This window comes from Granulicella sp. L46 (assembly GCF_009765785.1).
Taxonomy (GTDB): Bacteria; Acidobacteriota; Terriglobia; order Terriglobales; family Acidobacteriaceae; genus Granulicella.
In genome coordinates, this window is record NZ_LMUT01000012.1 from 1175245 (window position 1) to 1181228 (window position 5984).

Below are 5984 nucleotides of genomic sequence, written 5' to 3' on the forward strand. Positions count from 1 at the left end.
TCGCTTCGCAACGCACTTTCAATAAGTTAGCACATCTTTTAAGTGCACAAAAGGGCGCAAAACAACCCTTAAAAATCGTTATTGTGTCTTTATTGTTCCCTTATTGCGTCCACGCTGGCACGCGAATTCAACGCGGCACGGACGGTACCTCAGCGTGGTTACGGAGGAATGATTGAGGTCAACCTATGGCAATGATCTTCATCGTTGGCGGGACGGACAACCCATAGAACTCGCATTCGCATTAAGAAAGGATGACTTTGATAGTCCTCGCCACGGAACAGTTCCCATTTGGTCAGGATGTCCGTAGAGCCGACGCCCGGTCAAGCGTTTGCGGAAGTTAGGTCTTCAAGTTGCGATAACCCGACTTTACGGGAACTGCGGCGATTGGTGAAGAGAAGCCGTTTTTCAAGACCAATCAGATATCGGTCGCTGAAACGGCACTGAATGAGTGCTTTGACCTGTTGTCGCCAGATGAGATATTGGGGCGCGGCAATCGCCCTTATGGGCTAAGACCGATTATCGGGCTGGCCGCCAGCACGAGATGAGGCGTGCACGAGCGGAACTCGTGTCACTGTGCCATAGCGTAACCGGAGCCATGTCTCTACGAGCGCGAGGTTGGTAAGCCAGCAAAGCCATGCAATCGCCCGGTAAGACGGCGCAGGAGAAAGACCCATTACCGCAGATATTGGCAACATGATGCGGAGCGAAATTGCTGCGGCTGCGAGGGCGTAGCTTCTCAACATCCAGCGACGATGCAGATCAAACCGGAGCTTGATTGCCCAACGGAGGGCGATGGCTGTGGTGAGAAGCCAAACGATGTCTAGCGTCAGGAAGCCCGCTCCCGAAATAGGACCGAAGCCTGCGTGGAGGGTCAAGGGTAACGCGAAGGCAGCTCCGAGTGCCACTGTGCCGATATACAACCAACCGAGGCGCCCATGCAACGTTGGCCAGCGGCGCCGGAAAGTATCGAGGAATTGAAACGGCCCCACCAAGAGTGCGATGCCCGCAAATGCGGCATGGCCCGTAAGCGCGATGCGATGCAGCTTGAAGTTCGGTAATTGCGCGGGGAACGGAACTCGGGGCAATAGATAGCGCATCGCGAGAATGCAATTGACGAGCGCGAGAAACAACAGCACGCCCCAACCGGTTTTCATCAGCAGTCTTCTCATGTCTAAAACTTATCCCCGTCTATGACCATGCGCGACTCAATCACGCGGCCAACGTATTGGGCCTTGACATGGTGACATTCCCCGCGCGGCCTATTCGTCCCCGGTCTGCGCGGCTCATGAGAAACTCGGCGAACATCAAGCATGCCCCTATCGCAGCCAGATTGTATACAGCAGCGCCCCATGTTGGCTGACTGTGCAGCCGGCTGAATATAGGGGGCACCTCGACGAGAAGTTCAAACAGGAACAGCATCAATGCAAGAAGTCTGGCGGCCAGCACATCCATCTTCCCGGAGCAGATCGCACATCCTGCCAGGATGAAGGCGATTCCCGTCAGCGCCGCCCAGAAATATCCGAACGGCATCCAGTGAGGGACGATGGTTGCGAAGACCCGAATGCCGATAAGGTGAAATATGCCGAAGATGACGGGAGGAAGTCCGAGCATCCAACGCGCGGCGATAACTGTTCTCCTTTGCAACTGGGAATCCGGTGGGGCGGTGAAGACGTAAATGATTGCGGCCGGAGCGACCAGCATCAATTGTTGCGCCAGCCCGAACGTGACGCCTAATAGGACGTCGATTCGCCAGCCAAGCGAATGAACCCCGGCGTAGTACCGAGCAAGCCAAAGTCCCGCAAAGATCAAATAAGCAATGCCGGATGCCGCCGCGCCAATCCTTACGCTGTACCGCCACAAAGTTGCAAGACCCGATGCAACCAGCCATGCGCCTGCAATGGAGGCCAGTACGTGTTCACCAGCCAGCGTTTTGCTCACGGCCTGAATGGGCTGGTGAGAGGCGTCAAATGAACCCCACGCGATGTTCAAAATGCCGGTAAGAACTGTACCTAAGCCGTAAAACCAAATTCCAACGTTCATCTCTCGATCTCCGATGCGTTCCTCGACCAGAAGCCAGAGCTCAATGGCCACACATGCGCTTCTCTATTTCAAACTGATAATATGGCACCATTGGTTCATCGAATAGAGCCATTTTATAGAATGTCATTGGACCATTGAAATGTCGAAAACCATCAGCTCGTTCGAACTCACTCTCAAGATTCGGTCGCGCCATCAGACCTTAACCAGCTGGCTGTACGGTGAACTATGCTCTGCCATTCTCGATGGCCGGCTCGCGCCAGGCGCCAGGCTGCCAGCGTCGAGAGATTTCGCCAGCCTGTACCAACTTTCCCGCGGGACAGTCGTCAGCGTTCTGGAGCGTCTACAAGACGAGGGGTACATCACCTCTCGCGTTGGTTTCGGTACATGGGTCAATCGTGTGGAATCACCCCGGCCAGCGCGCCATGCAACCACTACGCCCGCATACATTCGTCGCGTCATCGCCACAAACAAACCGCCGCAACCGTGGATTGATCAGGCTTTTGTTGAGAGCCCCCGCCCTTTTCGCATCGGGGTTCCTGCCATCAATGAATTTCCATCTGAAGTTTGGGGCCGTATTGCAGCGGGCCGGGCCCGGAATTTCAGGTCATGGCTCAAGAAAGAGGCTGATCGGCGCGGGTATCAGCCGTTGCGCAGCGCCATCGCCGAGTATCTGCGTACGTCGCGTGGGGTGCGATGCACTGCGGAACAAATCGTCGTAGTTTCCGGAATACAACAGGCACTCGATCTGTTGGCGCGGCTGCTCTTGAAAAAAGGCGACTCGATATGGATGGAAGATCCTGGATATTTTGGAGCCCGGATCGCGTTCGAGAATGTCGGAGCCAGGATGATTGCTGTACCGGTAAATGACGAAGGACTTTCTGTTCTTGCCGGAACGAAGCTCTGCCCGGACGGGAAGGGAGTCTACGTAACGCCGGCTCACCAATTTCCACTCGGAGTAACGATGTCGCTCGAGCGGCGGATGGCGCTTCTTAGCTGGGCCGCACGCGCTGGCGCGTTTGTTATCGAAGATGACTATGACAGTGAATATAGGTTCGAGGGACCGCCCGTGCCCGCTCTCCAAAGCCTCGATAATCACTCAAGCGTTATCTTCGTCGGATCGTTCAGCAAAACGCTTTTCCCGGCCTTGCGCGTGGGCTACGTGGTATTACCCTCGCCATTGGTAGACCCCTTCGTGGCCCTTCGTTACCGAACCGACTTCCGGAATTCATCCTTTGACCAGGCGGTGCTTTGCGACTTCATCGTGGACGGGCATTTGGCGCGACATCTTCGGAGGATGCGGATTCTGTATGCGGAGCGTCTCGAAATACTAAAGGAAGGGGCCAGGCAACACCTGGGTGGGCTGCTTGAGATCTCCAACGTCAGGGCCGGCCTCTACACGATCGGGTATCTCAAGAATGGTATGTCGTCACGACAGGCGGAGAAGTTGGCCGCGGCCCAGGGTCTTGAGGTAATCGCCGTCGATCGATGCACGCTCAGACGTCCTGATCCAAATGCCTTGCTCCTCGGCTTTGGCGGCTTCGACAAGGTTGCAATACAGCAAGGCCTCATTCGACTCGCAAAGGCATTGAGCTAGCCAGACCTCGGGACATGAGACCAGTTCTCTCAACGAATGCCAACTCGCGAATTCGAGGAGGTTGCCGGAAACGCGCACCGGCCAGTCGCAACAATTGAGGACAGGTTCTCAAGTCAACGGCTTATGGGTACTTGTGTTGGCGTCGGCGCGACCGCCGATTCGAGCCAAAAAAACTAAAAGCTGCGCAAGAGAAGCTTTTTCGCGCTCACTAGCACTCTCTCCCGCATCGCGGGCTCTGGCATCATCCGCGCGATTTCAATTGCCCCGACCATCGTTGAAAAGATAGAAAAGAAAGCGCTCTCTTTGTCGGCAGTTCGCCGGCCGGGCATAAACGGAATCATGCGACTCCTGTATATCTTCAGTTCCTCAAAGATTCGCGACTTCATCGCCTTGTCCGTCCTTGCGAGTTCGGGCGCAAGGGCCGGCAATGGGCATCCGTACTCGATCTGGTCGCAATATTCCAGGCTCAGATAGGTTTTCACGATCACCTTCCACGCCGCCTCAGGTTCGGATTGTGCGCCAGCTTGTGCGAGGCGGTCGGCTATTTCCTTGAATGCCGCGCTCAGCGATTCCATGAGCAACTCTTCCTTGCTTCCGAAATGCTTGTAAAAACCTCCGTGGGTCAGGCCGCAATCCCGCATCATGGACGAAACCGCGGCGCCGGTCATGCCTTCGCGACGAATGCGGCGCGAGGCATCTTTCACAATCTGCTGATGGATGTCGGCTTTGTGTTCGGGCGGGTAACGCATGGCTCATTATAGGATGCCGGCAATCATCCCACGGAGGATTCGCCGCCTTGAGCTTGCGACAGAAATTCTGAATCCATAGGATGATTGATATAATCCTATGCGAGCAGGAGGCCAAATGTCCCCGCAAATTATCTTTCTAGTACATCTGGTTCTTGGTTATGTCGCCTGCCTGCTTTGTTTCAGCGTGTATGTTCTTCCCAGACTCAGGTCGATGAAACGGATGGCAGCGCAACGCGTCATCGCTACTGTGCATAGCTTTCGCTTCTTCGGGCTTGTTTTTCTTCTTCCAGGCGTCGTCGGCCGCCATCTGCCTGCCGGGTTTGCCACATTCGCCGCCTATGGTGACTTCGCAACCGGAGTTCTCGCCCTGTTGGCCCTTCTCACGGTCAGAATACGTCCGCTGTTTTGGCTCTTCGTCATCGCGTTCAATCTCGCGGGGACGACCGACATCCTCCTTGCCTACAACCACGCCATCAAGTTCGGCCTTCCAGCGGTCGCGGGACAACTGGGCGCGGCCTACCCGATCCCGATCCTCTACGTACCCATGTTGATGCTTACGCACTTCATCGCTCTCTATTGGCTGGTCCGCCCTCGGCCCAGCGCAGCTCCCGTTTTCACTGGCAGTACGGCCGACCAATGCCGCATTTCCTAAAGGAGAAGAACAATGTCTGAACCTATACTCATCACCGGCGCGGCTGGTGGATCACAAGGCTCCACGGGCCGGCGAATAACATCCCTCCTGCTGGAAAAAGGTATTCCTGTGCGTGCTTTCGTGCATACGCTGGATGCAAGGTCCGAGGCTCTCCGGGAACTCGGTGCGGAGGTCGTGCAAGGAGATCTCTTGGATCGGGATTCCGTCAGCATTTCTCTCGAAGGGATAAAGCGCGCTTACTTTACCTACTCTGTATCGGATGGTCTGCTGGAAGCTACAACCATCTTTGCTATGGAAGCACGCGAAGCAGGGACCGAACTCGTCGTCAACAATTCGCAGCTCCAGGGCGCGCGCAAAGCGCCGAGCTTTCGCAACATGCAGCATGGACTCGCGGATCGCATCTTCGATTGGGCGAAAGTCGGAGCGGTTCATATGCACGCCCCGCCATACTACGAAAACGTACGGGCACTGATAAGAAGGAGTGTCGCCGAACAGGACACAGTGTTCCTGCCCTGGGGCGACGGCAGCGCCACAATCTCGCTGGTAGGTGGAGAAGATGTGTCTCGTATGGCGGCCACCCTGCTGGCATCGCCAGAGATGCCTTCCGCAAGCGCGTACGATCTTGTCGCTGCAACACCCACGGTGAGAGAAATCGTCGACACACTGAGCTCCGTGCTTAAGCGTCCGATACGATATGTCAATATTACGGACGAGCAGTGGATTGAGGCCATGAGAAGTCACATCAATCCGCACGCGCTCGATCACCTGTCGCATCTCTGGCAATACTTTCGATCAACCGAAAGACGAAGCGAAGAGCCCCGCGCCGTTACAGATACGATTCGGGCCATAACCGGAAGCCGCGCGCAGACTCTGGAAGAGTTCTTTCGAGTCAATACAAAAGAATTTGGATGTGTGCCGGGTAATTCTTGATGACGATTGGGACGACGTC

The 5984-nt window shown here is 55.6% G+C and carries 6 protein-coding genes; 3 read left to right on the forward strand and 3 right to left on the reverse strand.

Going from position 1 to position 5984, the window contains the following annotated elements:
- Positions 1–506: 506 nt before the first annotated feature.
- Positions 507–1154 carry a DUF2306 domain-containing protein gene (locus GSQ80_RS14415; protein WP_158788269.1) on the reverse strand — a complete coding sequence of 216 codons (648 nt, stop codon included), beginning with the start codon at positions 1152–1154 and terminating at the stop codon, positions 507–509.
- A 55-nt stretch (positions 1155–1209) separates the two neighbouring features.
- A complete protein-coding gene (locus GSQ80_RS14420; protein WP_254059649.1) occupies positions 1210–2091 on the reverse strand; it encodes a hypothetical protein in 882 nt (293 codons plus the stop codon).
- Between the two features lie 88 nt (positions 2092–2179).
- Here GSQ80_RS14420 and GSQ80_RS14425 point away from each other — a divergent pair, with 88 nt between their 5' ends.
- Positions 2180–3634 (forward strand): PLP-dependent aminotransferase family protein, encoded by a 1455-nt coding sequence (locus tag GSQ80_RS14425; RefSeq protein WP_158788270.1) that lies wholly within the window; start codon positions 2180–2182, stop codon positions 3632–3634.
- A 173-nt stretch (positions 3635–3807) separates the two neighbouring features.
- Here GSQ80_RS14425 and GSQ80_RS14430 read toward each other — a convergent pair whose 3' ends face one another.
- A complete protein-coding gene (locus tag GSQ80_RS14430; protein WP_158788271.1) occupies positions 3808–4383 on the reverse strand; it encodes a TetR/AcrR family transcriptional regulator in 576 nt (191 codons plus the stop codon).
- Positions 4384–4498: 115 nt separating this feature from the next.
- On the opposite strand from GSQ80_RS14430, the gene GSQ80_RS14435 reads away from it, so the two are divergent.
- A complete protein-coding gene (locus GSQ80_RS14435; RefSeq protein WP_158788272.1) occupies positions 4499–5035 on the forward strand; it encodes a hypothetical protein in 537 nt (178 codons plus the stop codon).
- 12 nt (positions 5036–5047) lie between these two features.
- Positions 5048–5965, forward strand: coding sequence for an NAD(P)H-binding protein (locus GSQ80_RS14440; RefSeq protein WP_158788273.1), 918 nt, complete (start codon positions 5048–5050; stop codon positions 5963–5965).
- The last annotated feature ends 19 nt before the right edge of the window (positions 5966–5984 follow it).